The organism is Spirosoma pollinicola (genome assembly GCF_002831565.1).
Lineage (GTDB): Bacteria > Bacteroidota > Bacteroidia > Cytophagales > Spirosomataceae > Spirosoma > Spirosoma pollinicola.
Map to the genome: position 1 here is coordinate 553,335 of NZ_CP025096.1, position 24,782 is coordinate 578,116.

At 48.2% G+C, this 24,782-nt stretch carries 24 protein-coding genes; 7 read left to right on the plus strand and 17 right to left on the minus strand.

The window, feature by feature from the left end; translation table 11 throughout:
- Positions 1 to 135: 135 nt before the first annotated feature.
- The gene (locus CWM47_RS02290) at positions 136 to 1,257 is read left to right on the plus strand and encodes an AI-2E family transporter (RefSeq protein ID WP_100986174.1); all 1,122 of its coding nucleotides are present in this window, start codon (positions 136 to 138) and stop codon (positions 1,255 to 1,257) included.
- Here the strand turns inward: CWM47_RS02290 and CWM47_RS02295 are convergent.
- Entirely contained in the window at positions 1,254 to 2,261 is a 1,008-nt protein-coding gene (locus tag CWM47_RS02295; protein ID WP_100986175.1) for a nitrilase-related carbon-nitrogen hydrolase, read from the minus strand. The two genes, CWM47_RS02290 and CWM47_RS02295, sit on opposite strands and share 4 nt — an antisense overlap.
- A 271-nt stretch (positions 2,262 to 2,532) precedes the next feature.
- On the opposite strand from CWM47_RS02295, the gene bshB1 reads away from it, so the two are divergent.
- A complete protein-coding gene (bshB1, locus tag CWM47_RS02300) occupies positions 2,533 to 3,252 on the plus strand; it encodes a bacillithiol biosynthesis deacetylase BshB1 (protein ID WP_100986176.1) in 720 nt (239 codons plus the stop codon).
- A gap of 171 nt (positions 3,253 to 3,423) precedes the next feature.
- Here bshB1 and porG read toward each other — a convergent pair whose 3' ends face one another.
- The 6 genes from porG to CWM47_RS02330 form a co-directional block, all read right to left on the minus strand.
- Complete coding sequence (gene porG, locus CWM47_RS02305) at positions 3,424 to 4,095, minus strand: type IX secretion system protein PorG (protein ID WP_100986177.1); 672 nt, start codon at positions 4,093 to 4,095, stop codon at positions 3,424 to 3,426.
- An 84-nt stretch (positions 4,096 to 4,179) separates the two neighbouring features.
- Entirely contained in the window at positions 4,180 to 5,199 is a 1,020-nt protein-coding gene (locus CWM47_RS02310) for a DUF6089 family protein (RefSeq protein ID WP_100986178.1), read from the minus strand.
- Positions 5,200 to 5,366: 167 nt separating this feature from the next.
- On the minus strand, positions 5,367 to 6,242 hold the full coding sequence (locus CWM47_RS02315; protein ID WP_100986179.1) for an NAD kinase: 876 nt from the start codon (positions 6,240 to 6,242) through the stop codon (positions 5,367 to 5,369).
- 113 nt (positions 6,243 to 6,355) lie between these two features.
- Positions 6,356 to 7,024: a CBS domain-containing protein gene (locus tag CWM47_RS02320; RefSeq protein ID WP_100986180.1), complete on the minus strand. Its 669-nt coding sequence runs from the start codon at positions 7,022 to 7,024 to the stop codon at positions 6,356 to 6,358.
- 119 nt (positions 7,025 to 7,143) lie between these two features.
- Positions 7,144 to 7,920, minus strand: a complete 777-nt coding sequence (locus CWM47_RS02325) for an alpha/beta fold hydrolase (RefSeq protein ID WP_100986181.1) — start codon at positions 7,918 to 7,920, stop codon at positions 7,144 to 7,146.
- The gene (locus tag CWM47_RS02330) at positions 7,917 to 8,534 is read right to left on the minus strand and encodes an anthranilate synthase component II (RefSeq protein ID WP_100986182.1); all 618 of its coding nucleotides are present in this window, start codon (positions 8,532 to 8,534) and stop codon (positions 7,917 to 7,919) included. The genes CWM47_RS02325 and CWM47_RS02330 overlap by 4 nt, the downstream gene beginning before the upstream one ends.
- Before the next feature lie 218 nt (positions 8,535 to 8,752).
- On the opposite strand from CWM47_RS02330, the gene CWM47_RS02335 reads away from it, so the two are divergent.
- A complete protein-coding gene (locus CWM47_RS02335; protein ID WP_100986183.1) occupies positions 8,753 to 10,069 on the plus strand; it encodes a protoporphyrinogen/coproporphyrinogen oxidase in 1,317 nt (438 codons plus the stop codon).
- Positions 10,070 to 10,155: 86 nt separating this feature from the next.
- Here the strand turns inward: CWM47_RS02335 and CWM47_RS02340 are convergent, their stop codons facing one another.
- Complete coding sequence (locus CWM47_RS02340; protein ID WP_100986184.1) at positions 10,156 to 11,781, minus strand: carboxylesterase/lipase family protein; 1,626 nt, start codon at positions 11,779 to 11,781, stop codon at positions 10,156 to 10,158.
- A gap of 171 nt (positions 11,782 to 11,952) precedes the next feature.
- Here CWM47_RS02340 and CWM47_RS02345 point away from each other — a divergent pair, with 171 nt between their 5' ends.
- Both CWM47_RS02345 and CWM47_RS02350 read left to right on the plus strand, forming a co-directional pair.
- Positions 11,953 to 12,693: an NUDIX hydrolase gene (locus tag CWM47_RS02345; RefSeq protein ID WP_100986185.1), complete on the plus strand. Its 741-nt coding sequence runs from the start codon at positions 11,953 to 11,955 to the stop codon at positions 12,691 to 12,693.
- A gap of 35 nt (positions 12,694 to 12,728) precedes the next feature.
- Positions 12,729 to 13,556: a hypothetical protein gene (locus CWM47_RS02350; RefSeq protein ID WP_100986186.1), complete on the plus strand. Its 828-nt coding sequence runs from the start codon at positions 12,729 to 12,731 to the stop codon at positions 13,554 to 13,556.
- Between the two features lie 44 nt (positions 13,557 to 13,600).
- On the opposite strand, the gene CWM47_RS02355 is transcribed toward CWM47_RS02350, so the two are convergent.
- Entirely contained in the window at positions 13,601 to 14,542 is a 942-nt protein-coding gene (locus tag CWM47_RS02355) for a hydrogen peroxide-inducible genes activator (protein WP_100986187.1), read from the minus strand.
- Positions 14,543 to 14,884: 342 nt separating this feature from the next.
- Here CWM47_RS02355 and hemH point away from each other — a divergent pair, with 342 nt between their 5' ends.
- Entirely contained in the window at positions 14,885 to 15,946 is a 1,062-nt protein-coding gene (gene hemH / locus CWM47_RS02360; RefSeq protein WP_100993698.1) for a ferrochelatase, read from the plus strand.
- Positions 15,947 to 16,183: 237 nt separating this feature from the next.
- Here hemH and CWM47_RS02365 read toward each other — a convergent pair whose 3' ends face one another.
- From CWM47_RS02365 to CWM47_RS02380, 4 genes are all read right to left on the minus strand, one after another.
- Positions 16,184 to 17,176 carry a c-type cytochrome gene (locus CWM47_RS02365; RefSeq protein WP_100986188.1) on the minus strand — a complete coding sequence of 331 codons (993 nt, stop codon included), beginning with the start codon at positions 17,174 to 17,176 and terminating at the stop codon, positions 16,184 to 16,186.
- Between the two features lie 187 nt (positions 17,177 to 17,363).
- Entirely contained in the window at positions 17,364 to 17,951 is a 588-nt protein-coding gene (locus tag CWM47_RS02370) for a carboxymuconolactone decarboxylase family protein (RefSeq protein WP_100986189.1), read from the minus strand.
- A 92-nt stretch (positions 17,952 to 18,043) separates the two neighbouring features.
- Entirely contained in the window at positions 18,044 to 18,598 is a 555-nt protein-coding gene (locus CWM47_RS02375; RefSeq protein WP_100986190.1) for a peroxiredoxin, read from the minus strand.
- Between the two features lie 293 nt (positions 18,599 to 18,891).
- Positions 18,892 to 19,974, minus strand: coding sequence for a hypothetical protein (locus CWM47_RS02380; RefSeq protein ID WP_206170595.1), 1,083 nt, complete (start codon positions 19,972 to 19,974; stop codon positions 18,892 to 18,894).
- Positions 19,975 to 20,177: 203 nt separating this feature from the next.
- Here CWM47_RS02380 and CWM47_RS02385 point away from each other — a divergent pair, with 203 nt between their 5' ends.
- Positions 20,178 to 21,110, plus strand: coding sequence for an OmpA family protein (locus tag CWM47_RS02385; protein ID WP_100993700.1), 933 nt, complete (start codon positions 20,178 to 20,180; stop codon positions 21,108 to 21,110).
- A 92-nt stretch (positions 21,111 to 21,202) separates the two neighbouring features.
- Here the strand turns inward: CWM47_RS02385 and CWM47_RS02390 are convergent, their stop codons facing one another.
- Genes CWM47_RS02390 through nadE form a run of 4 tightly spaced genes read right to left on the minus strand, consistent with a single transcriptional unit; the run spans position 21,203 to position 24,778 of the window.
- The gene (locus CWM47_RS02390) at positions 21,203 to 22,060 is read right to left on the minus strand and encodes a DMT family transporter (protein ID WP_100986191.1); all 858 of its coding nucleotides are present in this window, start codon (positions 22,058 to 22,060) and stop codon (positions 21,203 to 21,205) included.
- Between the two features lie 55 nt (positions 22,061 to 22,115).
- On the minus strand, positions 22,116 to 22,415 hold the full coding sequence (locus CWM47_RS02395; RefSeq protein ID WP_100986192.1) for a DUF5615 family PIN-like protein: 300 nt from the start codon (positions 22,413 to 22,415) through the stop codon (positions 22,116 to 22,118).
- Positions 22,412 to 22,651, minus strand: coding sequence for a DUF433 domain-containing protein (locus CWM47_RS02400; protein ID WP_100986193.1), 240 nt, complete (start codon positions 22,649 to 22,651; stop codon positions 22,412 to 22,414). Before CWM47_RS02400 ends, CWM47_RS02395 begins: the two co-directional genes overlap by 4 nt.
- 27 nt (positions 22,652 to 22,678) lie before the next feature.
- On the minus strand, positions 22,679 to 24,778 hold the full coding sequence (nadE, locus tag CWM47_RS02405; RefSeq protein ID WP_100986194.1) for an NAD(+) synthase: 2,100 nt from the start codon (positions 24,776 to 24,778) through the stop codon (positions 22,679 to 22,681).
- Positions 24,779 to 24,782: the final 4 nt, after the last annotated feature.

Consider the following 24,782-nt stretch of genomic DNA (forward strand, 5'->3'; position numbering starts at 1 on the left):
AGCAAGTTTGGAGAAAGACGGTCAGCCATAGGGAAGATAGCGGGTAAGTCTCTGTTGAATGAACAAAAAAACCAATGCGATGTTGAGACTCTGGTTCGCCAAACGACTCAATTTCCATGAACCATACGCCCGCTTATGTCTGCAGAACCTTTACGACCGCACTACCATCAGTTTTCGCATTCTCTACTTGCCTTGGCAATTATAACTGTCGGTATCTATTTAGGACAGGATATTCTGGTGCCGCTGGCCATGTCGGGTCTGATCGCGGTGCTCTTACGGCCAGTTGAAAACCGGCTCATTCGGTGGGGTATTCACAAAGTCATTGCCATTAGCCTGGCGTTGCTGTTTGCCATTATTATCGTGGCCGGAATAGCCATTGCCCTGTCTATGCAGTTGTCCGACTTTACAGACGATCTACCTAAAATTCGGCAGAATTTAACTGATTTTTTCAGCGATGCTAAACAGTGGATTCGACGTGAATACAATGTGAGTTATCGGCAGCAGGAGAAATATCTCCAAAAGGCGCAGGCGCAAACACTCGATAGTTTGCAGAGTACTGATACGCTCGGGTTCATTACGGGGCCACTTGGCACTCTGACACTGGTGCCCATTTATGTTTTTTTATTGCTTTACTACCGCACCATGTTGCTCCATTTTGTGGTCGTTCTTTTTGCCGAAAAGCATACCGACCGGGTGCGTGAAGTGTTGGGTGAGGTGAAAGCCGTTGTTCAGAGTTATATGGTCGGTTTGCTTATCGAAACCGCTTGTGTAGCCGCCCTTAATTCGGTCGGACTTCTTATTCTTGGGGTCCAGTATTCAATTCTACTGGGCATTATGGCAGCTATCCTAAATCTGGTGCCCTACATTGGCGGTTTGGTAGCCACGGTTTTGACCGTCATTGTCACGTTTAGCAATAATCCTGAACCCTCTCTTATTGTCGGGGTGATTGGCGTCTTTCTGTTCGTTCAGTTTGTAGATAATAATGTATTGGTTCCACTCATTGTAGCGTCTAAAGTCCGCGTCAATGCGCTCGTGTCTATTGTGGGTGTGTTAATTGGTGGCGCACTGGCAGGCGTATCAGGCATGTTTCTATCTATTCCCGCTATTGCCATCCTGAAAGTAATTTTCGACCGCGTTGATGGTCTACGTCCTTGGGGCGTTTTGCTAGGTGACCAAACCCCCGAAGAAGCAGGCAGTAATCTATTTCGGTTACCACGACGCCGACGAAAAGTCGTGGTAACCGAGACAAATGCTTAACTATACAATTTCTTGATGACCTCCTGCTGTGTTCGGGTAAAATGAGGTCGTTCGGCGGGTTGGTTCAAGAGTGTATCAGGCGGGTAGATGCTATGATTTGCATAACTCTCGGCATAGAGTTCCACCCGCTGACGAGCAAGCTGATTCCCGACAGCGGGCCGTTGGCGAAACTCCCGCAAGGCAGCCAGATCAATGTCAGCAGTAGCAACAATACTCTCTCCATAGGCAGCTTCAGCCAGTATTATTCCTTTAGGGTCAATGATTTTGGAACCCCCATCGGTCGTGCCGGATGGTATCGAACTGCCCACCACTCCGGCCGAGTTGGCCGATACAACGTAGGTCATATTTTCGATGGCCCGTGCCTGTTTGGCTATGTTTTTGGGTGTTGCTTGCGGACTGCCTATTTCTGAAGTTGAATGGATCAGGATTTCGGCCCCACGCATGGACAAACAGCGGGCGACTTCGGGAAACAAAATGTCTTCAGATGCAATACACGCCAAACTTCCAATGTTCGTTTTCGCTACCGGAAACAACGAATCGTAGCCGTAAGCATCTACATATAACTCCCAAACATCATGAGGGGTGGGTGTATACATGGCGTTCAACCGGCGATAACGCAGAAGAATATCGCCATTGGGTCCAATAATAAAGCTGGTTTGAAAATAGAGTTCAGGAAAAAAAGGGTCTTGTTCGTAAGCATTCCCGGAAAAGTATATCTGTTGCCGTTGTACCATTGCACCTAGGGCTTCATAAATCCGGCCATCAATTTCAAGAGCGGCTTTTTCTCGCCATTGGTGCACCGTTTCGTCTACTGGTGGGCCTGTCAGGAAAAATTCAGGTACGGTAACAAGCAATGTGTCACGACCTAGCAAACCAACCGATGCGGCAATCTGGCGTTCAATACGCTCAATTGACTGAAGCATAAGCGATTCGGCTTCATCGCGAGTTTGATAGACGTTTACTGTCTGGCAAGTTAGTTGGAGGGCAAGGGCTTTATAAGACATAGTTAATTGATAGGAAATGTAGTTACAGCGGGCTTACAGGTTAGTTCGCTAAAATAAAGCGTTTCCATCGATATACTAGCAAACCGTTGCCTTCGGGGTCGAACAGGAACGAATCGGAGGTCAGGTTGATTACCTACTCATCGGGTTTGTCCGGAATTAATACGGACAGAATGTTACTAATTTTTTACTCCCCGATTTCCCAAAGCGGTTTACCTGTTGAGGGGCACTGATAGTTACCTACATAACCACCAACCAGTCAAAGAATACAGACATGACCGTTGACGTACTGGCCATTGCGGCCCATCCCGATGATATTGAAATGACCTGCTCGGGCACAATTCTCTCGCTTATTGCACAAGGCAAAACAGTAGCAGGTGTTGATTTAACAAGGGGCGAATTAGGCACACGTGGAACTCCCGAAATTCGCGCGCAGGAAGCCGAAGAAGGTGCCCGATTGATGCATTTAGTTGCTCGTGAAAACATGGGGTTTCGGGATGCCTTTTTCCGAAATGACGAAGAGCACCAACTAGCGCTTATTCCTATTATCCGACAGTATAGGCCCGAAATCATCCTGACGAATACCCCGGACGACCGCCACCCCGACCACGGACGGGCAGCTGAACTTGTTGCCGATGCCTGTTTTTATGCCGGTTTGCGGCAAATAAAAACAGTAGGCAAAGATGGAAAACCACAGGAGGCCCATCGCCCAAAATACATCTACAACTTCATTCAGGACCGGTCATTGAAGCCTGATTTTATTGTCGATATTACACCTTACTGGGATCAAAAACTAGCCGCCATAAAAGCGTATAAAAGTCAGTTTTTCAACCCCGAAAGTACAGAACCTCAAAGCTACATTTCGGGCGAACCGTTTATGAAATTTCTGGAATCCCGGATGCGGGAACACGGTCACATGATTGGGGCAGAGTTTGGCGAAGGCTTTATCAGCAGACGAATGCTGGGTGTAAAGGATTTGTTTGCATTGGTGTAGTCTGATATTCAACGTTGCTATTCAGGAAATAGCGACACTAATCGCCTAACCAAATTTTTTTAACCACAGAGACATAGAAAACATAGAGCTTCAATTGATTTACTATCAGGATATTAAAGCTCTGTGTTCTCTGTGCCTCTGTGGTTAGAAAAATTTGCTTAGTACCGATTGTTAAGGGCAAACGATCTTATAAAATGTATAACTCAGTGTTATCGTCGTGTAGGTATAGCTGTCTTTTAGTGCCGGGTTGCTCTGCGATACTTTGGTGACCGCCGGTCCAAATGTATATTCACCCAGGCCATCCAAATAGTCATTCCGAGTAAAGCGGGTGCCAAACTCAACGCCCACACTCCACGGCCTCTTTATCTCATACTTGAGGCCTATGCCCAGCGGATAAGTAACAACGCCACCCATCCGAACCACGGCATTAGTAAACCTGCATAAACCTATACCACCAAATATATAAGGCGTCCAGTTTTTTACTTTAGGCAATCCCTGATAGTTCAGAAAATTATATTCAAAGTCAATTTCCGCTTCGGTAATATTTGTTCGAAATGAATAGTCGCGGGCTTGTTGTAATGGGTCGGAGCTAGCCTGATCATCTGCGCGAAGACCACCAATAGCACCACTTCCCCGTACTGAGAAAGAACGGGTAGCATTATACCGAAAAAAAAGACTACCGGCAGGCCTGTAAAAGCGGGGATTAAGTGCCGGAGATACATCGCCTTTATACAGCATGCCCCCCAAACCACCCCCAATTTCTATTTTCTGCGCCTGTACACTCAGGCTGATAAAAAGCCCGGCTACAATAAGCCGGGCTTTCTTGATTCCATATTGATGCATAAATCAGGTGACAGTAACCACCAGGCTCTAGAAACGTGGTCATACTAACCAACAACTTCATACATAACTGGTGCCAGCCGCTGTTTACTTAGTAGGCGGACACTTGATTTTGCCCGGAATGATATAATGGATTGAGAAGTTGGTTAATAAATAACCATCATTAAATAAACCATCAGTACTACGCACAGGCGTATTCAACGCATCTGAAATTGCGGCCTGCTGCTGAGGAGTACCGCTATTGTACATATTGATCAATGTAGTGTAACGATCAGGCGGACTTTTCACATAGCGTGCAGCAAACGTCTCCGTTTGCCGCCGGTCCGACATGACAAGAGCAAGCCCATTCAAATTGGTGCTACCTGGGTAAGTCCCTGAGCCTACATCATCAAGATAATCGGTAAAGGTGTACCGGAAGCCAATCTCGGCCCCAATGTTAAAGCTCTCATTTAGTTTATAACGAACGCCGAAGCCAACAGGAATTGACAGTGTTACCAGCGAATAGGGTTTATCAAATCCGGGTTGCCCCTGGCCTTCTGTATGTAAGGGCTGGAGTTTAACCCAGTCTTGACCTGCATACGGACTAGCATTTGTACCCTCTGCCACAGGCGTGCGAGCCTCGGGACTGTGCGCCAGTAATGCTATACCCCCGAATATATAGGGTGTAATTTTTGCTCGTGATTCTGAATTCCGCCCATCCTCAATAAAATTATAAATACCCGTTACGGCAAACTCTTTCAAATCATTCCGGAAGTGAAGATTCCGGGCATATTGAGGCAGGTTAGCCTCAATATTGCTTTTTGAGAATGTATAATCATCACCCACAATACGCGCCCAGGTGAACATAGCCCGAGCAGCAAAATGAGGAGTAAACTGACGCGTATAGCCTAACCCCACGTTCCAGCGGGGTAAGGTAGTCAATGCCTTAAATGGCTTACGGTAACCGGCCAGATCACCAAAATAGGTGGACGTACCTGCCCCAAACGTAATTGACGAATAGGGTGCGAAATGGGTGTTTGGTCGCCGTTGTGCCAAACTTTCCGTAACCAAACCTGACAGCAAACAGATTGCCGCAGCGCCTATTACTACCTGTTTATACTTATTCATACTCATTAAATACGTGAATCAACACAACTAACCCAAAAGCCAGCCAATTCCGAAACGGAAGGGCCGTTGCTTTTATTGGCAATAGGTCCTAAAATTTATGTCACACAGGGAAAACAACGAAATGAAATGCGATCATTCGGCAGAATTTCAGCACCGATACCCGTTTTTTAATTACGGATGTCCCAGCCCCAGTTAAGTTTACTGCGCAGGGTGTTCAGAAAATTATCATCACTTAGTTTAACTAATCGCGCCTTGAACGTTTCTTTCTGAACACTAATTCGAACAGAGGTATCGACCGTGTACGAACGGGAGTCCAGAGCCGCCAGGAAATTGCCACTTCGACTTTCGACCTCAAACGCCAGTTGGCAGGTATCCATCACAATCATTGGCCGGACATTGAGGTTATGCGGGCTTATGGGGGTGATAATAAAACTTTCTGTTTGGGGTAAAAGAACCGGACCTCCGCAACTAAGAGAATAGCCTGTGGAACCCGACGGCGTTGAAATAATCAACCCATCGGCCCAATACGAATTTAGAAATTCGCCGTCGAGGTACGAATGCACGGTGATCATCGACGAGGTTTGGGTTCGCGTAATTGTGAAGTCATTTAACCCAAACGGCAGATTACCAAAAATATCCTGCGTTGAGCGCACACTTACCAGACTTCGCTCGTCGATGGTGTATTGTCCATTAAAAAGGGCATCGATCATAAGCCTTACTGAGGCCGGCGCGACTGTAGCCAGAAAGCCCAAGCGACCGATATTAATGCCGATAATTGGAATTTGGCGTGCGCCAACATGGGTAACAGCGTCGAGAAGCGTACCATCGCCCCCCAGGCTGAAGATGAAGTCGGCATCAGAAACGCCCTCTTCAACGGTATAAGTAGCCTGACTGTAGTGAGCTACGCCCGTATTATCCAAATACTCGCGATACCCTTTCGAAATAATTACCTCGGTCTGCCGTCTGGCCAATTCCTCAAACATCGACTGAATGTAGGGCCGTGCCGATTCGGGAAAGTTGCGCCCGTGAATGGCGATTTTCATAGAGAAGTAGTGAGTAAGTGGCAAGTTAATAAGTGGTAAGGTATAAGTGGCTGGCGCGAAAGCTATACATGCGTCATCCACTTATACCTTACCACTTATTGACTTGCCACTTTTTAGGTATTTAGATAACGAAGCAACGAATCGAGCCGGTCCTGGTCAATACTTTCGACGGGGGCGTTGGCAAAGGCTGCTTCAATGTGATAACCAAAGCGTTCGAGTGTTGAGATAACGGAAGTAATGTCGCGCCGGTTAAGCTTAAGCGTCAACCGCGAGCGGTCGGGCATTCCATAGGCAGCGCTGGCAAAATAACTGCTTATAATTTTAACATTATTTGTCTCGATCAGGCGGCTAATTTCGGTTAATGAGTAATCGCGCTCATTCATGTTCAGGATCAAAATAGCCCCGGCTTCCTGTACACCCAATTCCTGTGCAAATTTTTTGAGCAGTTCATTCACAGAAATTGTCCCGCTAAACTCGCGTCCCTCCGTGATAACAGCGATGACATCCATCTGATGTTGCACAACCAGGCTTATGACTTCGAGCAAATGTTGATCTTCGTTCACAAAGGTTTTCTCGAACAGGCACATCACATCGCGCAGCGGCAAGTCCTCATCGGCAACATCCATGAGTAGTTCTTCGCTTACGATGCCCCGGTATTCGCCCTGGTCTGTCAGTACGAGTTGCCCGACGCGATGCTCCTCCATCCACGCCAAAGCCTGCCCGACCAGGTCGGTTGGCTTCAGAGCCGGCAGCATGGGATCTATAAGTTCGGCAGCCAACATAAGTAATAGAAAGTCGTATGGTAAAGAGAAACTGTCTGCCGAAAACTACGGAAATTCTTCCATAGTTTTCAACTTTCGCACAGGGAACAGAATTTATGCTATCTGCTATATAAACAAACTTACGCAACTAACTCGTTCACTGGATTTCTGGCAAGCCAATTATCCAGTAATTCGTTAAACTGGTCCGGGCATTCCATCATGGGCGCATGGCAGCACTTGTCAATAAAGTGCAACTCTGACTCCTCAATTAATCGATTAAATTCGTGCCCCACCTCGGCTGGTGTAATGGTATCATTTAGACCCCAAACAAGCAACGTGGGCACCTGAATTTTATACAAATCTTTTGCTACGTTATTTCGCTGGGCCGATTTGGCAATACCCACAATGCTCATACATTTAGGAATACTGCTGGTGATCTCGAACACTTCGTCGATCAGGTCTTTCGAGGCCACTTTGGGATCGTAGAATGTGTAGGCTACACGCTCCGCAATATAATCGTAGCTGCCACGCTTGGGAAACGAGCCACCCATACCGTTCTCAAACAACCCCGAACTGCCCGTCAGTACTAACCGACGCACTTGTTCTGGATTTTTGAAGGTATAGAGAATGGCTAAATGCCCACCCAGCGAATTGCCCAGCAGTGTCATATCATCCAGCGATTTCTGCGCCACAAATTTTTCGATATAGACCAATAGCCCTTCCAGACTTGCCTGCCGAATGGGCATTTCGTAAATAGGCAACAGCGGAATAATAACCCGATACCGATCCGAAAACGTATTAATAACGCTGTCCCAGTTACTGAGAGCACCGAACAGGCCATGCAGCAGAAGGAGCACTTCGCCCTGGCCTTCATCTACATAGCGGAAACCTGCTTCTTCCCGAATCTGATAGTTCATGCGTATTGCGCGGTTAAGGTTGTGGTAGGGTGGTTATTTTTATACGTAAAAAAGACAAAATCAATCCAGTTTTCGATGAGCGTCAGCCCATGCTGTGTCAATGCGGCTTCGGGATGGAACTGAACGCCCCAGATGGGTAATGCTCGATGCCGCATGGCCATTAATTCGTTCTGCACTGTTGCTGCGGTAGTGACCAGTTGCGTGGGCAATTCCGTTAAAATCAGCGAATGATAGCGCGTCACCTCAAATTCTGTCGGCAATCCCCGCCATAATACATCGTCTGTCTGGGTCTGAATAACAGACACTTTTCCATGCATAGGGCGGGTAGCCAGTGCGAGGGTAGCCCCAAAAAACTCACCCAGTGCCTGATGGCCCAAACAAACACCTAATATCGGTACGCGCTGATGATAATGAGCGACAATATCCAGTAAACGGCCCGCCTGTCGGGGTATACCCGGCCCGGGCGATAACACAACCGCATCAACCGGGGCATCGGTAAGGCGGCTCCACGAGTCATTGTTCCTGACAACCCGGCAGTTTGCGCCTGCCTGTTGCAGGTAGTCTACCAGCATGTAGGTAAATGAATCGAAATTATCAACCACCAGCACGTTCATGCCGCTATAACACAAATCGTTTTGACAAAATTAATGTTTCTAAAAAAAAACAACAAGTATTATTTTTTAGCCTTTGATTATCAATATGTTAAAAAATAAACAACTTGGAAATAGTCAATTTTTATAAAAAAAGTACTACCTAAATTCAATGGAACCCATTGATTGGTGTGCACAGCGTTTAAATTTGACTTTTATTCACGAACCTGTTCCTTTTGGGTATGCCTATAGATTCAACCAACGCTGGAGTCAAACCGACCGGTGCACCTGTCATCATCATTGGCGCCGGTATGGCTGGCCTGACGTGTGCTGTTTATCTAAAGCAAGCCGGTATCGACGCACTTGTGCTCGATGCGGCCGATGGTGTTGGCGGCCGGGTTCGCACGGATGTTGTGGATGGTTTCCGGCTCGACCGGGGGTTTCAGATTTTGTTAACGGCCTATCCCGAAGCGCAGCGACTGCTAAACTATTCGGCACTTGATCTACGCTCATTTCGGTCGGGGGCGCTTATTCGTCAGCAGGCAGAGCCGCAATGGATGAGTTTACTGAATTCCTTTCAGGAACCTCTCTCAGTATTTCAAACGCTGGCCTCGCCGGTTGGCACGCTGGGCGATAAGCTGCGTATTGTCGAGCTTCTGCGACGAACCCAGGAGTTGCCTATCAGCGAGCTTTTTCGGCAAACACCAACAACCACGCTCGCCCTGCTTTACGAAATAGGATTTTCTGACCAGATTATCGAACGATTTTTTCGCCCGTTTTTTGGGGGGGTGTTTCTGGAGGATGCACTCACCACATCGAGCAATTTCTTTGAGTTTTGCTTTCGGATGTTTTTTGTAGGCGGAGCGGCTATACCTGCAAAGGGCATGGAAGCCATTCCGAATCAGTTGGCCGGTCGGCTGGCACCCGAGCAAATCAGACTCAAAACGTCTGTTAATAAGGTTAACGGGAATACGGTATATCTGGACTCCGGCGAAACCCTGACTGGCCGGGCCATTGTGCTGGCTGTCGATGCCACGCAGGCCGCCCGCCTGACGGGTCGACCGGTGCCGCCAGAACAAGCCTTCAACCACACGACCTGTACGTATTTTGCCGTACCGTCTGCTCAGTTCACCAACGGCCCAACCCAGAAAAAACTCTTATTGCTCAACACCCACCGCAGCTCGGCAGTACACAACGTAGCTATATTGAGCGATGTAGCACCCGGTTATGCACCAACCGGGCAAACGTTGATTTCCGTTAGCACACAGAGTTTGGTCATGTTCGATGAAGCCGAACTGACGAAGAAAATCAGAGAAGAACTGAATGGATGGTTTGGCGAAGGCGTACAGAAGTGGCGGCATCTGCGAACGTATCATATCCCTCACGCATTGCCCGACTACACGCCCGAACAAGCGGGGAACGACGCCATTCGGCAACCGCTTCAGTTAACGGATAGCTTGTACCAATGCGGTGATCAAACGGCCTACCCCTCTCTCAATGCAGCCATGCAAACAGGTCGGGAGGTGGCAGAGTTGTTGATTGGTGGAATGGTGAAGTAGTGAAATGGTGGAGTGGTTAACTGGCTGGCCCAAATACACCACCAATTAAGCACTCCACCATTTCACTATTCCACCACTCTACCAAATTACTGATTACTAATGAGTGGGTCCAGAAACAGGTAACGTGCCCGGTTGGTCTCTGTTTCGGGGCGGGTGTTCACATCAATGTGCATATACTGAACACTGTTGCCGCTGTTGGCCGCCGACCATTTCGGTAAACCCGGTCCATTTGGGTTTGCTGTTTTTATGAAGTTTGCAAAGTAATTCTGCATCACTTCCGACACTTTATAATCATCCGGTGTCCAGGCATAGGTTTTGTTCGTAGCCAGATTGCCCATAGCATACTCAATCTCAGCCGAGTGAACAGCGCCCGTTGCCGGTGCAATTTTCATAGCGTTTGTATCCGTCGACTTCACAACACCACCTGCCAGACCCGGTGTGGCATTGCCCATTTCGGGGGTCATAGCCGGACGTGGCCGCGAGTAATAATACCGGTAAACAGGTTTACCACCCGTTTTGCTCTGCATATCGGCCCATTTCCAGGTGCTATAGGCCAGAAAACGGTCGCTGGCCAGAGCCGTTGCCGACTGTAGAACTTCGGCTTCGGTTGTGCCCGGATAGAGTTTCAGAACCTCGTCGGCTTTGTCGTTATAGAGTTTTTTTACGGCGCTGGCATAACTTTCCGGTGTTGGCTGCTCTTTGCCCAGAACAGCCCGATAGTTCATTTCTTCCGAATTCCAGCCAACCAGCAAGGGGACGTGTGCCTGTTCACCAGCGGCAAAAATTTCGAGCGGAGCCTTTGGGAAGAAATAGCCATCAACAGTCGAGTTGAAACGAGGTGTTGTTGGTTTAGCCGTAGCTTCCAGCAGTTGGTCGGCCGGTATGGCCCGAAGTTCGGCCAGTGAATTGGCACCAACAGCCGTTGCAAACGTAGTGCCCGACTCTTCTCCTTTGGCAAGGGGTGTAGGGGGTAAGCCACCGAGCAACGAGCCACTTTCGCCAATAGCTCCGGCTATCAGGTTTTTCGAGAGTGGCGACACCATAAGTCCACTTACTGCAATGGAACCAGCTGATTCGCCCGCGATCGTTACCCGTTTAGGATCTCCGCCAAAGGCCGCAATGTTCTGCTGCACCCAACGCAGAGCCGCAGCCATATCCAAATAAGCATAGTTACCCGACGAGTGATGGGGCGACTCCTTCGTTAATTCAGGATGGGCCATAAAGCCAAACACGCCAAGCCGGTAATTTACGGTCAGGGCCACAATGCCTTTACGGGCCATGCTTTCGCCATCATAACGCCCCTCCGAACCATCGCCAGCCATAAAACCACCTCCATAAAAATACACGAGCACGGGCAGTTTCTCATTGGCTGATTTGGCGGGCGTCCACACATTTAAATACAGACAGTCTTCACTCATGCCATTCGAGCGAAAACCCATATCGCCAAAAATAGCCCGTTGCATAGCGCGGGGGCCAAATTTATCAGCCTTACGCACGCCCTGCCAATTCTTGACGGGCTGGGGTTCTTTCCAGCGCAACTCACCTACCGGAGGCTGGCCAAAGGGAATGCCTTTAAAGGCACGAATGCCACTGGGTTCGGCTATGCCCTCAACGAGGCCATTAGCCGTTTTGGCCTGTGGAGCCGGTGTTTGCGCTAGGGCCGAATGGGCTACTTGCATAGTCAACAGCGACAGGATAAGCAGGGTTTTCATCTTATTTGGTTTAGTGTATTCGTAAAAAAGGAATCTGTTAGTTATGATTTATGGATAAATCAGGAAACTAAATAATGAATTACTTCTATTATTGTAACAACTTGATACAATAATACACCCATCACTCGGAACGACCAAAATTTTTGTTACTTGCGGCTAAATTTTAATGGCATGAGCGATCAGTTGCACCCGGTAGAGATCACACCTAATGGACAAGGCTTTTTACCAGGCATAGCCATCGACGCGGTTATTTTTGGATTTCATCAAAATCAACTGAAAATTCTCCTGCTTGAATACCGCAATACGGGGCTAATGGCATTGCCGGGGGGGTTTATTCTGGCAACCGAAAATTTGAACGATGCCGCCCGGCGGGTCTTATCGGAGCGAACGGGGCTCGATGATATTTACCTGGAGCAATTTTATGTCTTTGGCGATCTCAATCGCGCTGACCCGGCCCCCATGCGGGCCATTATGACTGCCAAGGGCCTAATCCCTGCCGAACACCATTGGTTATTGGGTCGGTTTATTTCGGTAGGCTATTATGCGCTGGTCGATTTTACAAAAGCTGTACCCATCCCCGATTCACTGTCGGATAGTTGCGGCTGGTATGATTTATCCAACCTCCCTCCGTTGATACAGGATCATAAAACTATTGTGCAGAAAGCATTAAACACTTTACGCACAGACCTTGACCGGAAACTAATCGGATTTAATTTACTGCCGGAAACGTTCACAATGGCCGACCTGCAATCTCTTTACGAAACCATTCTGGATCAAAAACAACATCGCTCCGGCTTCCAGCGCAAGATGCTTAGCCTGGGTATTTTAGAGCGACTGGATAAACACTATAGCGGAGGTGCGCATAAAGCCCCTTATTTGTATCGGTTTATAACAGAAAGCCAGCAGTTATAGTCTAAAAACTGCCAAACTGCTTTATTGACTTGTTCATGCGTGGAAACGTATTTGTGTTCGTTCGGTATTTTTTACTCGTCCTGATTGCCTTACCGATTAGTTTCTTCATGCTGTATCCGCAAGTACTGAGGTGTATGCGCGTCGACTCATCGGCAGACTTTCGGCAACTCAAGGGAATAAGCGGCATCTACGTAAATCGAACAGCTACGGCTAAACAGGAAACAACGCTCCGGCAACATACGCAGGCAGCCCACGACCGAATACGGCGGTTCTGGGGCAATAAACAGGGTAAGGCTAGTTTAATTTATTGCCCAACTCAGGACGATTACGAGCAGTATTGCGCCGGGGGCGAAGGCGCGGGGTGCAGCGTTGGAACACCCTGGGGCAGATCGTATCTGATACTGGGACCAGACGGAAATAACACCGATGTGATTGCCCACGAGCTTTGCCACGACGAACTCTTTGCCCGACTCGGCTGGTGGCGCGTTAAACGGCAGATTCCGCAATGGTTCAACGAGGGGCTTGCCCTGATGGTCGATTACCGATTCAGCAGTCCCTCCGTCTGGGAGCAACCGGACAGTTCCGAGCAAACCACGCCTTTTATGGGTGAGAAGACCATAATCCCCTTCCCGCAACGCCCTATGCTTAAGCTGGCAGACCTGGAAACCACCCGCGATTTTTTTGGTGGCGACTATACCCACACCATGCTGGCCTACCAGACAGCCGTCGAAGAACTAGCCCGCTGGCTCGCCGTAGTTGGCCGGGCTGGTGTTCCGGAACTAGCCAACGCGGTAAAAATTGGCAACGAATTTGGCGAAACCTACCGACGGCTTGAACGAGTAAAACGGAACAGTAAACGCTAGCTCATCATCATCTCTAGCGTATAATAGACAAAGAATAAGTCTGGCTAGCGCACATTCAGAACAGCTCCCCGCTTTACCGTTCCAGCCAATTCGCTGGGCAAATTCGCCAAAATATCCTGCTTGAAAGCGTTGATGAGGTGTCGTTTCAAAAAGCTTCTGTGCATGACCAGACTTACCTCACGAACAGGGGCAGGTGCATCGAATGGACGCAGTCGCGACTGGCGAACGGCATCCATATCGAGCGTAGCCAGATAAGGCAGAAGTGTAAACCCGTCCTGTTTATCAATCAGTTTAATGAGCGTTTCAAGCGATCCCGTTTCGTAACGTAGTGTCGTTTTACCGTTGGCATGACGGTCGGCACCGCACAGATTCATAACCTGCGTACGAAAACAGTGTCCTTCGGTCAACAGCCACAATCCATCCGACAGCAGGTCCGTTGGCGAAACGGTTGATTTACTTAACATTGGGTTTGACTCAGCGGCATAAGCAACGAACGGCTCCTGAAACAGCGGAATTTCTGTAATGCCATCCTCGTCAAGGGGAGTGACGACCAACCCCACGTCAATAAGCCCGTTCCGCAGTTTTTCAATCACTTGCTCGGTTACCAGTTCCTGAATATGCACCGATACGGCGGGATACTTTCCAATAAATTCACCGATAAAATAGGGCAACAAATACGGAGCCAGCGTTGGAATAATACCAACACGAAAATCGCCTTTGAAGTCTTCCTTCGACTCACTCACAATTTCAGGTATCCGCCGGGCTGCCCGGAGCACATCTCTTGCCTGGACCAAAATCGACTGCCCCGTTTCGGTAGGTACAACAGGTTGCTTCGACCGATCAAACACCTTTATGCCCAGTTCATCTTCCAGCTTTTGAATCTGCATACTCAGCGTAGGCTGCGTTACGTGGCAAGCTTCGGCTGCCGTTGCAAAATGCCGATAGGTATCAACGGCAACAATATAATCGAGTTGGGAAAGAGTCATTACGTTTAAAAGTATAGAAGTTGTTTAAACTTTTAAAATCAGGCTCGAATTGGGCGTTTTTTGTCATGCTGACGAAGGAAGCATCTTTGGATAAGCTAAAATGGATTTATCCGAAGATGCTTCCTTCGTCAGCATGACAAAAAACGTTATGATTTATATATAAAAATAAAAGTTTAAACAGCTTCATAGATAAAATCAATACAAATCTAAATCACATTGAACGAAACAAATCTTTCTCTGTCGTATTTTTGTGGGGTCAAGAATCCGACTCAACCGACCTGAATGCAGATTTGTATAAAAACAGGCTGCAACTTACTCGTTATCTTCACTGTTTCTCTGAACATGGACGTCTCTGTTTTGCAACCACCCGTTAGTGCCAAAAAATCGTACGGCAAAACGGGCGTTTTAATCGTTAATCTGGGCACTCCCGACAGCCCTTCTGTTCCGGATGTACGCAAATACCTGCGCGAGTTTTTGATGGATGGTCGGGTAATCGACATTCCGGCTATTCCGCGCTCATTACTTGTAAACGGTGTTATTGCGCCCTTTCGGGCCCCTAAATCGGCCAAAATTTATAAGCAGCTCTGGACCGACACCGGCTCACCCTTAAAATACTACGGTCATGTTGTTGAACGTGAGCTGCAGCAATCACTGGGCGATGACTATGTCGTCAGGCTGGCAATGCGCTACCAAAGCCCCAGCATTGACGCTGGACTAGACGGATTTCAGAAACTTGGATTAACCGATATCATCGTCATTCCGTTTTTCCCGCAATATGCCTCGGCGTCAACGGGTTCGGTTTACGAGAAAGTGATGGACATTGTGAAAACCTGGCAGGTAATGCCAGCCATCCGGTTTATAAACCGCTTTCTGGAACACCCGAAATTCATTGAAGGCTTTGCCCAGATTGGCCGAAAACACATGGCCGCTTATGACTACGACCATTTTGTATTCAGCTACCACGGCTTGCCCGAACGGCAAATCCGGAAAGGCGACGTCACGAAAAGCGTTTGTCAATTTGGCGAGTGCTGTGGGTCGCTTCAGGCGTTGAATCAGCATTGTTACCGGGCGCAGTGCTTCGAAACCACACGCTTACTGGTGAAGGCACTCAGCATTCCCGAAGGCAAATTCACAACCTGCTTTCAATCGCGTTTGGGCAGCGATCCCTGGATTAAGCCCTATACCGACGATATCATTAAAGAATTACCCGGCAAAGGCATTACCAGTGTGCTCGCTTTTTCGCCCGCTTTTGTAGCCGATTGCCTCGAAACAACCATCGAAGTGGGTGTTGAATACAAAGAATTATTTGAACAGGCTGGCGGTAAACACTGGCAACTGGTTGAAAGTCTGAACGACAGCCCACTCTGGATTGAAACGCTGGTTGATCTGGTCAATCATGGTTGATTAGTGAGTGAACAAACCATTTCACCAATCGACTAGAAAAAACTAAAAGCCCGCTTCTCGCTTGGAGAATGCGGGCTTTTCATTACGGCAGATACAGCACGAAAAGTCTTTTTAATGCACTTATATAGATTTGGGGTACAACGCCATAGCAACACGGTAAGGCTTATGTATATATACCCTGCTGTAACTGTGTTATCTCTTCCTTAACAATAGACTAAAGAGATTGTTTAGTCTCCGTCATCGATTGGCTACCAATTTTGTTGCTGGCGTAAACCGCTCTACTTTATGTTCAACAGGTTTGAGCGTTCGGAGATAGTCGTACACGGCACCTAAGTCGCTCTCAGTCATGCCACTTAGCACGGTCCAGGGCATAACTGTATTGAATTCACCGGCTTGAACAGCGGGTTGCTCCTTGTGCTCATACGCTTTAAATCGACGAACGAATGTCTCTTTTGTCCAACTGCCAATACCCGATTTATCGGCTGTAATATTCATTGACCGCACCGTGCCCGTGGGTACCGGGAACTCACGTCCACCGGCAAAGTCCATGCCTGGTAACGCTTTTCCCTGCCCGTCGACGGGTGTATGACAATCCGCACAGGCAGCAAACGTGGTGATGTATTTGCCATACGCTACGGGGTCGGTTGTATCAGGAAGTTTGCCCCCTTCAGGTTTAACCGGCATTGTATTAATGATAAAGTTCATTGGAAAGTCCGACTCGGCCGCTGGTATCACATTGTCAATCGGCTTCAGTGTTCGCAAATACGCAATGATATCCTTGATATCAGCCGGGTCCATTTTCGCGTAACTTAAATAGGGCATTACCGGAAACAAGGCATGTCCATCGCGGCTAACACCGGCTGTAATTGCCCTGTAGATTTCGCCATCGGTCCAGTCACTGAGATAGGCTGGTGTCAGGTTTTGAGCATAGTAATTGCCGGGAAACCCCATTTCACGCAGGAAGCCCTCCCCGCCTTTTCCTTCGGTGCCAGCGACATTAGGCCCGGTTAGCTTCGAGAAATCCCGGGAAGAGTGACAATGCATACAGGAAGCCACATGATTTGCCAGGTAGCTCCCGTGCTCAATTTGAGCCGCTGTTGGTTTAATGGCCATTTCAGGCGCAGCCTCAACGCCAGGTAAAGCCAGTTTGAGATAGACCGCACACAGAATTACCAGCAAGATGAATGCGCCGAGGACGCTCAGAACAATTTTTCCAATTCGTTTTTTCATTGCAGAGAGGATGGTTTACAGGCAATTATAAAATAAATTTTAAAAAGCTGGTAGTCAATGTTTGTAAGCGGTGGGTGATTTCAATAAAATGTATACAAAAAGCCCGTTAGACCTTCACAATGAAGGTTTAACGGGCTTTTTGCAAGTTAGAACTCAAGCAGCCGAAGCTAACCTGACTCCCGGTATTTTACAGCAACGTAATAAAGCCTTTGATTACCGACACAAGTCGAATAGCATCGAAAATGCGGGCTTCGGTGGCACCGTGTTTCAGGACGCTCTCTTCGTGTGACCGAACGCACAATTCGCAACCATTAACCGCCGATACGGCCAGACTCATAAGTTCAAAAAACTCTTTACCCAGCACCGGATTCATCATGATACTCATGCGAATACCCGGCTGTGTCTGCTGGTAATAATCTTTGCTGATGAAGTGACGGAACCGATAAAATACATTGTTTGTGCTCAGCAAAGACGTACAGGCAATGGTTTCAGCGATTTCGGCGTCGCTGGTACCTTCCTGCTTGGCGGCACTCGTCAATGAATCAATCAGAGGTTGATATTTTTCATTAACAGCAACAGACAAAGCCAGTAACAAGGCTTCTTTTTTCGTTAGCGTCTGGGTGCTGTTCAGCACATTGCCAACGTTGATTTTCAGATCACGCAGGTAGCGATGATCGGCTTGCGCCAACGCATCAAGCGCGGGATGTTCGCCAGCGGTATCCAGCCCTACCAAATTCAGCAGCGATACAACAGTTTCGTTTTGGGTAGTTGTCATTCTTTAAAGAGTGAAAGAATGAAAGAGTGGAAGAGTGAAAAGTCAGTGGGAGACCACTCACTCTTTCACTCTTCCACTCTTTCGCTCATTGATTAAGCCGATAGTGTTTCTTCGCCTTTAACCCAGTTGCAAGGGCAAAGCTCATCGGTTTGCAGGGCGTCTAATACGCGGATTACTTCGTTCACGTTCCGGCCAACCGATAGGTCGTTGACAGCTACCCAACGAACAATACCTTGTGGGTCAACGATGTAGGTTACACGGTAAGCAACTCGTTCATTTGCCTCCAGAATGCCTAATTCTTCGGCCAGTGATTTCGATGTATCGGCCAGCATTGGGAATTTCAATCCACGCAGATCGTCGTGGTTTTTGCGCCATGCCAGGTGAACGAACTCACTGTCGGTCGAAGCACCGATAACCATCGTATCACGATCCTGAAAATCTTCGAATTTGCTGTTGAATTCAGCGATTTCAGTCGGGCAAACAAACGTAAAGTCTTTAGGCCACCAGAACATAACCAACCATTTGCCGGAATTTTTGTAATCATCCGACGAAACTTCGTAAAACTCATTGCCTTTATCGAGCGAAACAACAGCCAGTTTTTTGAACTCAGGAAAATCTGAACCAACGGAAATAATATGGTTTTTCATGGAATTTATTGAGGTTGTAATTAGCGTACATCTTGATTGAGTGCAAAGTACGCTAGCAATTCTCAGATGATTTATGATTTTTATCAATCAAGCAATAGACAAAATCTATCATTTATCAGCAATTATTATGACATTCAACTACTTGCGCAAAAGGAATATAGCAGGGCGATGGAAATATTCTTAAAAGAATAATCTAATTAATTAAATACGTCCTAATTATAATTTTACCGATACAAACAAAAAAGCCCGATAAACAGCTATGTCTATCGGGCTCATCTAAAACCAATTTCCGGTTAAGCAGCCATACGCATATAAGGTTCTTCTCCCGACTGGGGTTCTGCCAGCATAGGTGCTATAATCGTGTTCATCCGCTCACGCACAAAGCTCTCCTGCAAATAGGAAGGCAATTTCGCTACCAATTGCCGATAAGCCTGAATGCCAAGTGCTTTGGCAATGTATGCTTCATGCACTGAGTTGACGTGAGCAACGATGTTTACCAAACTCTGGTGGAATAGTTTGACATCTATTTCAGAATCAACAAAGCGCTCGATCTCACGGTTTGTCGATGAGATTCTCAGTCGACTCAGCATATCGAAGTAGGTGGTATAGCCAATTTGCTTCGCCAGCTGCTTGTACTGCTCTACGCTGAATTTTTGCAGAATCTCGCCCGTTTTGGGACTACGTAGCGCCGTTTTCGGATTTGTCTGGATAGCGTTGCGTAACGCCCGGACACGCTGATCGCGGGTAGTTTTCAAAAACTGGGACAATTCAGCCTGCGCCGAAGCCGCCCGCGAAGGCAGCAACAGATCAGTTTTTGAGGCAACACTAAATCGCTTCGACATGGGCAATCGCTGGATGCGATAGCTGTTTATAGGACCAAGTGCATAATAGCCAATGGAGGCTGGGTAATAGCCCCGAACAACCGAATTGCCGATCCGCTTCCGAATCAGTTCTTCGTTACTTACATTAATGCCCTGCACAGCTAAAAACGCCCGTGCGCTAAACAATGCACTGTAATAAGCCTGCGGGAATGTCCAGTGCAGTGAACTTTGCAGATACTGTTCGTCATTGACGACGGGAGTGATCCGCAACGCATATTCAGCACTCCAGCTGTTTAATAATAATTTCTCCAATGCCTTACGGCTCTCGTCGGTTGCACGTCCGTAAAACTGTTGAAAGACGGGAAACTTTGCGAGGTCAAAAAGGTCGTTCTGGTGATGGATGTGATAGTCCATCGCAAAAAAATGGTTCAGAAATACCTGCGCCGGAATGGATTTCCGCCAGTTGTCGTCGAGCGGTAAATTACCCGTCGAAGCCGGTGCAAGGGGTGCCTGTGCGTCCTGGGAATGCATCGTCACGTTGGTTATCTGTGTCATATTTTATTAACGAAAAAGTGGCTTTCGTCGTTCATTTCTCATCAACTTTTTTAGCTATATAAATAATTGATAATCAGATAGTTATATTCGATTTTTCAGCTCAAAAATTGAGCTGAAAAATGACCTCTTCGTATATAGACAAGACGTTTGATTTTGCTTATTTAGATGTACTTTTGACCGACTTTTCAACGTTGTTTTATCACATGAAGTGGATAAATTATGTATTGCTCGTTGGGTACCTGTTTTTAAGTAGCCTGACAACGTCAGTTTTATGGGCTCAGCCCCAGCACAAAGTAGCCCCGACTGAGGGGACGGCCTCAATGGAAGGAAGGGTAGTAGATGCACAAACCAAGCAACCCCTTGCCGGAGCGATTGTGATCGCTAAAAACCAGGAAGGCGCCGTTCGGACGCAACAGTCGACCGTTGCTGATGGCGCCTACCAACTTATCCTGGACCCCAAGCAAACCTATATCATTACGACTAAAGCCGACGGGTACATTACGCTTGATGAACAATGGGTTTTCACCTCCTCAAAAGCCGACCGAGTTATTCGCAAGCCAACGCTTCTCTTTCGGTTTAATGCACAACAGGCCAAGGCGGCAAGTTCACCGACTGCTAAAGCTCCACCTGTTCCAACTCCGCCGGTTTCTACACAGGCAGCCAGCCAGCCACCTGTAGCTAGCCAACCGATCGCTGGCAATGCGCCAACCGCCGATAATCAGCGGGTAGCTCCACCAAAAACGCTTGATGCAAAGGTTGTTTATACGCCACCGCTCATAGTGGCAGCGGTTGGTAAAACGACGCAGTTACGCGCCCTTCAATTTGTACAAAGCAAGACCGAACTGCTGCCCGATGCCCAACCGGCGCTGGAACAGCTTCTGCAATTCATGCAGGGCCAACCCACCGTTGAAATCGAGCTATCCGGCCACACCGATAATCAGGGCGATTTTGACGAAAATCTGAAACTGTCAAAGCAGCGGGTGGATGTTGTGAAAGACTATTTAGTAAAAAGTGGAATAGCTGCCAATCGAATTACCACACGCGGCTACGGCCCTACGCGTCCCATTGCCAGCAATAACTCGGAAACAACGCGGCAACAGAATCGCCGGGTAGAGATGATTGTCGTGAAGCAGTAGGATCGGTTTACGGTATTTGGTTTATAGTGGCTGGCGCATGAGACTACTACCATAGCGGTGGATCACCTTAAACCAAATACCATAAACCGACTCTACTGCCTCCGCCCCAGCCAAAGCCCCCCGATCACCAGCCCAGTGCCAACAATGGTGTAGCTTGTGATGGGTTCACCCATAAGGAAGTAAGAATAGGCGAACCCAAAGATCGGGCAAAGAAACAGCCACAGAGAAGCCCGAATGGCATCTTGACGAACGAGGTAAAACCAAAGTTGCAAAGCCCCTACTGACACGGGTACAATAAGCCAGAATACGGACAACCAGAATCGTTCGTCGTAGTGCGCATTGCTAAAATCGGCAGTCAGGAGCGTGAAGGGCAGTATCAATATACCACCCAGTAATACCTGCCAGCCATTGATAACCAAATCAGGAAGCCGCCATTTGATACTGGCATAATAGACTGTGGCAGCCGAAACCGAAACCATTCCACCCAGCAGGATCAATAGGCCCTCAACTGTAGCGTAGCTATTTTGAAGCAGTGGGTAAGTGGCTACGCCAACCCCCACCAGACCCAGCAGTAGCCCACTAATCTGATATAAGGTCGGCATTTTGCGCAGCCAGAGGGCCGACAGCAGCGCGATAAACAGCGGATTCGTTGCTGTAGACAAGCTACCGATTCCGGCCGATACCTGCTTAAGCGCCAGCACAAACGCACCGAGATAAATAGTTGTATTGAGCAGCGCAAAAATGGTAAGCTGCCGCCATTCTATGCCCTTCGGCCAGGCGTTTTGTACACGCTGAATGCCGTAGGCAAACATGAGCATGCCGCCCCCGGCTATAAAAAACCGAACGGTAGCCAGGATGAGCGGATGCACCGACTGCACACCAAATTTAGTAGCCACAGAGGCCGATGCCCATAGGGCGGCAAAGAGAAGACCGGGGAGGAGTTGACGCACAATTATAATTTTCGAATTCGCACTTTTTTCACCGTGAGAACTGTAAAGGAATCATTCAGTTTTCACCGAACTCCTGTACTGTTTTTAAAATAATCCGAGCTTTTTCTTCGGTAGTCGTTCGAGGTAGTCTATAAAATAAAATGCCCGAATGAACATGACCTTTTTGAAAATGCAACTTCCCAAAATCGCTGTCACCCGTCAACAAAACAGTGGCTGACAAAACAGCTGTTTCCAACACTGTTTCATCAGCCACACCACTTTTTGTTTCCTGAATGGAAACGACACTGTATCCTTCAGAACGTAGCAGGCGAATCACTCCTGCTTCCACATTTTCATCAGCCAGTAATTCAATCATGCGACCAGTTTGCGGCTGCGTTTGCTGTGCACCGTATAAGCAGCAAACCGCAAACAGGCATAAATCTGCTCACGAGTCAAGTGTGGATAATCATCGAGAATTTCCTCGACAGTTTCAACAAACCCTAACTTCTCAACAATCAGTTCAACAGTAATCCGGGTACCTTTAATGATGGGTTTTCCGACCATGATGGCCGGATCAGCAGTAATATAGTCCTGCCATTTTACATCAATCATGATCGTGTCATTTTTTACAAATATACATTAAAACCCAATTTTGCCCCGGGCTGGATTGCCTTTCCGTCCATTGGGCTTCTGTTCATTCGCCCAATCGCGCATCTCGGCGAGTTCTTTCTCGAAACCGCCCGACAGGATTGGGAAGCGGCACCACGAACGGGGGTCGAGGTTATGATCGTCGAGGTGGAACGAGGGGGCGTAGCGTTCACGCTTCCACTGATTGCGACTCCAGAGTTTGAAGAATCGCTCCACCCAAATCACCAGCTTGTCGCGGTCGTGCGCACCGGCATAGCGTACTTCCATCAATTTCAATACTTCAACCGGCGATTGCTTGTCGCGAATGGCCGACTCTTCAATAGAATTCAGCACATCGTAGGGCATCAGGTCGTCTTCGTCGGTTTGTTTTTTGTCCAGCGGCCGGAGCTCGGCGGTGGGTTGCAGGCTATTCACGGCATTCAACCCTTTCACTTTAATCAGTTCATCAGGTGCCGTCGGGCTGGTAGCCAGACTGGTTCGGTCGGTGGGTTCGGGCGCGTTTTTAACGTTCAGTCCCACGGTTTCGAGCCAGCGCAGCCAGCCCCGTAAAAAATGCTTGTCGATGCCGGTTATGGGCGAAATACTGCCCGACGTATCGCCATCCATCGTCGCATAACCAACGGCGGCTTCAGAGCGGTTCGAGGTGGTGAGCAGCAAAGCGTTATTAATATTAGCCAGCATCCAGATACTCGGAGCCCGCACCCGTGCCTGTATATTTTGCAGCGCCAGATCGTCGGTATCCCACGACAATTTGCGGCCCAACTGCTCTTCAATCAAGCCTGTATAGGTTTCCACCAACCCGTTGATATTGATGTTCAGGAATTTTGCACCAATGTCGTCGGCCAGCTCTTTCGCCGAGTTGTACGTATCGTCCGATGAGTTTTCGGTACCCTGATACATCACTGTCAGCAGTTTACCAATTACCTCTTCAGGCGTTTTGCAGTCCTGAATCGCTTTGATATAGCCAAGTTTTTTCTTGACACCATCCATGCCGATGTTCTCAACCGCCATCCGAATCATCAGGAAAACAAGGGCCGCAATGGACGATGAATCGGCGCCACCGCTCAGGGAGAGCACATAGCCCTGCGAACGGCTTTTACGCAGGTAATCGAACAGACCAAGCGCAACAGCCCGCGCAAATTCTTCTTCTTTCAGGTAGCCGCCCCGCTCCCAGCCTTCGAGTTGTGCTTTCTGAATAACGGGTGCGATTTCGGGCCAGTCGAAGCGATCGGAAACCCGCAGATTCGGGTAGGCAAGCGCAATATTTGCGCGATTTTGAGTCTGGTTCAGGCGGGTAGCTTCGACGTCAACAACCGCCGGAACGATCAAGAAATCTTCATAACTCAGGCGCGGACCCGATACCAGCAGTTCACCATTGGAGGCAACCATCGCATCGCCATCGTAAATCATCCGGCCCGATTCGTTCCCCAGCATATTGGAATACACGTAGCTAACGCCAAACGCCCGCGAGGCATCGACCACAAACCGTTCGCGCACCTGCGATTTCAGAAAGGCAAAATGACTGGCGGTTGGGTTCAGGATAATATCAATTCCCCGCTCGTACAGAATCCGCCCCGGACGGCTGGCCACCCAGGCGTCTTCACAAATCTCAAACCCAATACGAACCCCTGACAAATCATAGACCACATCGCCAAAGGGATACATAAACTCCCCGATTTTGATCTCATCCCGAACATAGGCAGGCCAGGGCTGGAACCAGCGCGTTTCGTAATGGACGCCGTTATTGGCCAGATACTGTTTGGCCGTGAATCCCAGAATCCGCTTGTTGGCAATTAAACAGGCCGTATCGAACGTTCGGTTGTTGTGGCGCAGGGGCAGTCCCACAGCCACGACGATGTCATTCGTATGTTCAACGATTTCCAGGAGTGACGCAATGGACTGGTCGATGGTATTCTGAGCAAAAAACGCATCCTCGCAACCATAGCCCGAAATACAGAATTCGGGCAGACACAGCAAACTGACGTTCTGCCGTTGGGCTTCTTCGATGGCATCAATGATATTTTGCTTGTTGTGCTCCCACGCAAGCGGGATTTGATTCAGGACACCAGCGGCTACTTTAAGGAGTTTCATAAGT

What these genes read in the sequence shown, in the direction of transcription:
- CWM47_RS02290 (WP_100986174.1), top strand. Translation starts at nt 136, where the DNA reads ATGTCTGCAGAACCTTTACGACCGCACTACCATCAGTTTTCGCATTCT.
- CWM47_RS02295 (WP_100986175.1), bottom strand. Translation starts at nt 2,261, where the DNA reads ATGTCTTATAAAGCCCTTGCCCTCCAACTAACTTGCCAGACAGTAAAC.
- bshB1 (WP_100986176.1), top strand. Translation starts at nt 2,533, where the DNA reads ATGACCGTTGACGTACTGGCCATTGCGGCCCATCCCGATGATATTGAA.
- porG (WP_100986177.1), bottom strand. Translation starts at nt 4,095, where the DNA reads ATGCATCAATATGGAATCAAGAAAGCCCGGCTTATTGTAGCCGGGCTT.
- CWM47_RS02310 (WP_100986178.1), bottom strand. Translation starts at nt 5,199, where the DNA reads ATGAATAAGTATAAACAGGTAGTAATAGGCGCTGCGGCAATCTGTTTG.
- CWM47_RS02315 (WP_100986179.1), bottom strand. Translation starts at nt 6,242, where the DNA reads ATGAAAATCGCCATTCACGGGCGCAACTTTCCCGAATCGGCACGGCCC.
- CWM47_RS02320 (WP_100986180.1), bottom strand. Translation starts at nt 7,024, where the DNA reads ATGTTGGCTGCCGAACTTATAGATCCCATGCTGCCGGCTCTGAAGCCA.
- CWM47_RS02325 (WP_100986181.1), bottom strand. Translation starts at nt 7,920, where the DNA reads ATGAACTATCAGATTCGGGAAGAAGCAGGTTTCCGCTATGTAGATGAA.
- CWM47_RS02330 (WP_100986182.1), bottom strand. Translation starts at nt 8,534, where the DNA reads ATGAACGTGCTGGTGGTTGATAATTTCGATTCATTTACCTACATGCTG.
- CWM47_RS02335 (WP_100986183.1), top strand. Translation starts at nt 8,753, where the DNA reads ATGCCTATAGATTCAACCAACGCTGGAGTCAAACCGACCGGTGCACCT.
- CWM47_RS02340 (WP_100986184.1), bottom strand. Translation starts at nt 11,781, where the DNA reads ATGAAAACCCTGCTTATCCTGTCGCTGTTGACTATGCAAGTAGCCCAT.
- CWM47_RS02345 (WP_100986185.1), top strand. Translation starts at nt 11,953, where the DNA reads ATGAGCGATCAGTTGCACCCGGTAGAGATCACACCTAATGGACAAGGC.
- CWM47_RS02350 (WP_100986186.1), top strand. Translation starts at nt 12,729, where the DNA reads ATGCGTGGAAACGTATTTGTGTTCGTTCGGTATTTTTTACTCGTCCTG.
- CWM47_RS02355 (WP_100986187.1), bottom strand. Translation starts at nt 14,542, where the DNA reads ATGACTCTTTCCCAACTCGATTATATTGTTGCCGTTGATACCTATCGG.
- hemH (WP_100993698.1), top strand. Translation starts at nt 14,885, where the DNA reads ATGGACGTCTCTGTTTTGCAACCACCCGTTAGTGCCAAAAAATCGTAC.
- CWM47_RS02365 (WP_100986188.1), bottom strand. Translation starts at nt 17,176, where the DNA reads ATGAAAAAACGAATTGGAAAAATTGTTCTGAGCGTCCTCGGCGCATTC.
- CWM47_RS02370 (WP_100986189.1), bottom strand. Translation starts at nt 17,951, where the DNA reads ATGACAACTACCCAAAACGAAACTGTTGTATCGCTGCTGAATTTGGTA.
- CWM47_RS02375 (WP_100986190.1), bottom strand. Translation starts at nt 18,598, where the DNA reads ATGAAAAACCATATTATTTCCGTTGGTTCAGATTTTCCTGAGTTCAAA.
- CWM47_RS02380 (WP_206170595.1), bottom strand. Translation starts at nt 19,974, where the DNA reads ATGACACAGATAACCAACGTGACGATGCATTCCCAGGACGCACAGGCA.
- CWM47_RS02385 (WP_100993700.1), top strand. Translation starts at nt 20,178, where the DNA reads ATGAAGTGGATAAATTATGTATTGCTCGTTGGGTACCTGTTTTTAAGT.
- CWM47_RS02395 (WP_100986192.1), bottom strand. Translation starts at nt 22,415, where the DNA reads ATGATTGAATTACTGGCTGATGAAAATGTGGAAGCAGGAGTGATTCGC.
- CWM47_RS02400 (WP_100986193.1), bottom strand. Translation starts at nt 22,651, where the DNA reads ATGATTGATGTAAAATGGCAGGACTATATTACTGCTGATCCGGCCATC.
- nadE (WP_100986194.1), bottom strand. Translation starts at nt 24,778, where the DNA reads ATGAAACTCCTTAAAGTAGCCGCTGGTGTCCTGAATCAAATCCCGCTT.